Origin of the sequence: Streptomyces sp. UW30 (genome assembly GCF_008042075.1) — a bacterium.
Taxonomy (GTDB): domain Bacteria; phylum Actinomycetota; class Actinomycetes; order Streptomycetales; family Streptomycetaceae; genus Streptomyces.
Genome location: NZ_RDBN01000060.1, coordinates 1 through 3,527, shown reverse-complemented (window position 1 = coordinate 3,527; position 3,527 = coordinate 1). Strand labels below are relative to the sequence as shown.

Below are 3,527 nucleotides of genomic sequence, written 5' to 3'. Positions count from 1 at the left end.
CTCCGCCACCGTCTGAGTAGCCCGATCAGACACCTGGCACTCAGCCGGCGAAATCTGACGCTCGGCGGCGGAAGGCATGCCCCGGCTTCCTTCCGTGCGACGTGGCGGCGAGCCCAACTTTGGAGACTCCGAACGCTAACCAGGAGAGGTACGTCTAGTCACACGTCGCAGCCGGGCAGGTGGGCCCGGCACGAACGAGTACCTGGCTGCGCTCCGAATGGCGCAGGGACGCATGCCTTGTATAGGTGATTGAGGCATGGCTCGAAAGTTGCGGTTAGTGGCAGTGAAGCCCGTGGCCAGAGCAGCTGAACCAGCCGAACATCGAGAAGAAGCGCGACATGCGCATGGTGCGTGGCCGGCGATCGAGCGGGTCAACGTGCCTCTCTGGTCCCTTCATTGATTCTGCGTGCCTCGCCTGACGAGGTGGCGCTCCAATCATGCATAAGGGAGACCAGGTCTACCGACGAAGGGAACCGCGGCCATGAAAGATCCCATGCTGACCACTTTTGATCAGCTGAATCTTCCAGATTCTGATCTCGCTCAGGAGGCATATGCGTTTGCAGCACGTGCCACACCCGAGTTCGTCCTTAATCACAGCATCAGGAGCTACGTCTTCGCTCGCGCTCATGCCGCTCGTCGCGGGCTTACGCCCGGACGGGACTACGACGATGAGCTTCTGTTTCTCAGTTGCGCTCTGCACGATCTCGGGCTGAGCAAGGAAGGCAACGGTGACCAGAGTTTTGAGGTCGACGGAGCTGACGTCGCTGCAGCGTTTCTTCGCGAGCGTGGGGTGAGCGAGAAGCGCGTAGAAACTGCTTGGGACGCCATCGCCCTGCACACTACGCCGAGTGTCGCTGTCCGGAAGGCCGCTGAGGTAGCGCTGAGCCATCTGGGCATCTCCACCGATATCCTGGGGATTGAACGCGAAAGCCTTCCTGCCGGGCTCGCCGACGAGGTCAACGCTCTACTGCCCCGTGATGATCTGGGGTACGCCCTGACAGACCTCATCATCGCGCAGGCCATGGATAAGCCTCAGAAGGCCCATCCGATGACATTCCCCGGCCATCTGCTGCGTCTCCATCTGCCGAACGGCACCGTTCCCCACTGGTATGACCTACTTGGCGGCGCGGGCTGGGGCGACAAGCACGTCGGCGCAGCCGCTCGCCGGCGCGCCGAGACGCCGGAGGAAGTGGCAACGCTGTTCATGGAGTACCTCGACGCTGGCGACCTTGAGGGTTTGGTGTCGCTCTATGATCCCCAAGCGCACTTCGTTCCTCAGCCAGGTATCCACGTCGTTGGCACGGCGGCGATCCGTGAASCACTGCGCCAGCTGGTCGAGAGTGGTGCTCACCTGAAGCTGGAGTTGCGCGAGATCCGCGTAGTCGGTGACGTTGCTTTGGTCTCCAACACGGCCACTCTTACCGGAGCCTCGCCAGAGCCGGTGATTTCGAACACCAGCGAGATCTTGCGGCGGCAATCGGATGGCGGTTGGGTCCACGTCGTCGACGATCCCTTCTTCGGTTAACGGTAGGACCTTGACGAAGGCTGCCAGCTAACGAAGCTGCGTTACGGCCCTCCTCTTCGGGCGGAGCAGCTGTCGTAGGGCGCTTCTGGGTGGGCCCGGCGTCGGATGTCGCGACGGCCGGGTCCATGCCTGTTTTGTAGCGCCGGAGGACGGCGACGTTGGCTGGTGGTTCCTACTCGGGGCGCAGGAAGAGTTTGGCTAGTTTGGATGAACTCCGTCAGGCCGCGACAGGGTGCTGGAAAGCGCGGCGGTAGGCAGTGGGGGTGGTCCCCAGGGCCGCGCGGAATCTGACTCTGAGGTTGTTGCTGCTGCCGAGGCCGCTTTGTGTTGCGATCTGGTCCATGTCGAGGTTCGTGCCTTCGAGGAGTTCCCGGGCACGGTTTATGCGGGCGGTGAGCAGCCATTGGTGGGGGGTGACGCCGGATTCTCTGCGCCACATGCGGAACAGGGTGCGGCTGGAGMCTCGAGCATGTCGGGCAAGACGATCGAGGGTGAGGGGTTCGTCGAGGTGACGCAGCGCCCAGTCTCGGGTGTCGGCGAGGGTGTGGGCGGCGAAATCGGGGAGGGCCTGGTCGATGTACTGGGCTTGGCCGCCGTCGCGGTGGGGTGCGGCGACCAGTTCGCGAGCGATCTCGTTGGCGATGGTACTGCCAAGGTCCTTGCGGACGATATGGAGACATAGATCAATGCCCGCGGCGACGCCGGCCGAGGTCAGCAGGTTTCCGTCGTCGGTGTACAGGACGTTGCGGTCCACCTGCACATCAGGATAAAGATCCTCGAGGTCGTCAGCGCTGGCCCAGTGCGTGGTCACCGTACGGCCGTTGAAGACCCCTGCTGCTGCGAGCGTGAACGCGCCGGTGCAGATGGACACGATGCGGACTCCACGCCGGAAGGCAAGTCTCAGGGCAGCACTGACGTCGGGTGCCGGCGGACGCCGGTAGTCCGAAGAGCCGGGCACGATGATTGTGTCGGCCTGGGCCAGTGCAGGCAGCCCGGCAGTGACACCGACCGTGAACCCAGCGCTGGTGGTCACGCTGCCGCGGCCCGCGCCGCACATGGTCAGCTCGTAGGGAGTGTTGGGCCGTGGGTTGAAGATCTGCGTCGGGATGCCCAAATCGATTGGCAGTACGCCAGGCAGCACCAGGACCGCGACGCGATGAGGAGTCATGGCGTGAATACTACGACCGCATCTTTCAGGACAGACCCGGGGAGCACGGAGCGCTCGACAGCGGGACACGCTGCGCATTGGCTGGCCACCGTCGGGCGGGAGGAATGTTGGAGATCGTGAGCACACCAGTCGGTCGTCGATGCGACGGCCGAGCCGTGATGCACTGTCCTGTCGGCTGGACCGAGGACGCACCCACCGTGGACGGCCAAGCAGATGGGACCAGGTCGAAGCACGAGGACTTGGCGGCCGTCGCTGCCGAACACGCAGCCTTGCGGCGGTGCGCCACCGGTCCTTCCAGTGCCTCCCGGTATGTCGCGCAGTCGGCGGTGTGCACGCCTTGCGCCAGGCCGCGACACCTGTGGTGCCCGATTGCTGGCGACCGCGCCCCAGCCGTGTGCCAGGTTCGGCGGTCCGGCCGGGAAGGGCATCCGGCGGGCTGACACCGAAGCCCCAGTCCTCGAGGCTCCAGGTCTCCCCGCTGCGGTGCTCGCTGCGGCCTAGGCACCGGCCCCCGCACGGCGGAAGCAGGCAACGGCACCTTGAAACCAGTACCGGGACCGACTTCCCGGCGCCTCAACACGGTCTGCCTGCACGCATCCGTGACGTCGATCAAGCTGAGGTGTTGATGGCCCCTTCCGACTGTGTCCCCCTGCATGCGGCAGATGCGCCCCGGAAGGGGGCACCCTTGGCCGGCTGCCAGGGTTCACGCGGACGCTATGTCAACGACGTCCAGACACTCTTCACTTCGGTGTACAGCTCAATGGCGCCGCTGCCCATTTCGCGGCCCCAACCACTGGACCCGTAGCCACCCCACGGCGCCGATGCGTCCACCGG

Annotated in this window: 3 protein-coding genes; 1 reads left to right on the top strand and 2 read right to left on the bottom strand. The window is 64.7% G+C overall.

Going from position 1 to position 3,527, the window contains the following annotated elements; genetic code table 11:
- Positions 1-481 precede the first annotated feature (481 nt).
- Entirely contained in the window at positions 482-1,525 is a 1,044-nt protein-coding gene (locus tag EAO75_RS43565) for a nuclear transport factor 2 family protein (RefSeq protein WP_148000687.1), read from the top strand.
- 217 nt (positions 1,526-1,742) lie between these two features.
- Here the strand turns inward: EAO75_RS43565 and EAO75_RS43560 are convergent, their stop codons facing one another.
- Together EAO75_RS43560 and EAO75_RS43555 are read right to left on the bottom strand one after the other, a co-directional pair.
- Entirely contained in the window at positions 1,743-2,693 is a 951-nt protein-coding gene (locus EAO75_RS43560) for a GlxA family transcriptional regulator (RefSeq protein ID WP_148000686.1), read from the bottom strand.
- 714 nt (positions 2,694-3,407) lie between these two features.
- The gene (locus EAO75_RS43555) at positions 3,408-3,524 is read right to left on the bottom strand and encodes an aldehyde dehydrogenase family protein (protein WP_315987691.1); all 117 of its coding nucleotides are present in this window, start codon (positions 3,522-3,524) and stop codon (positions 3,408-3,410) included.
- Between the last annotated feature and the right edge of the window lie 3 nt (positions 3,525-3,527).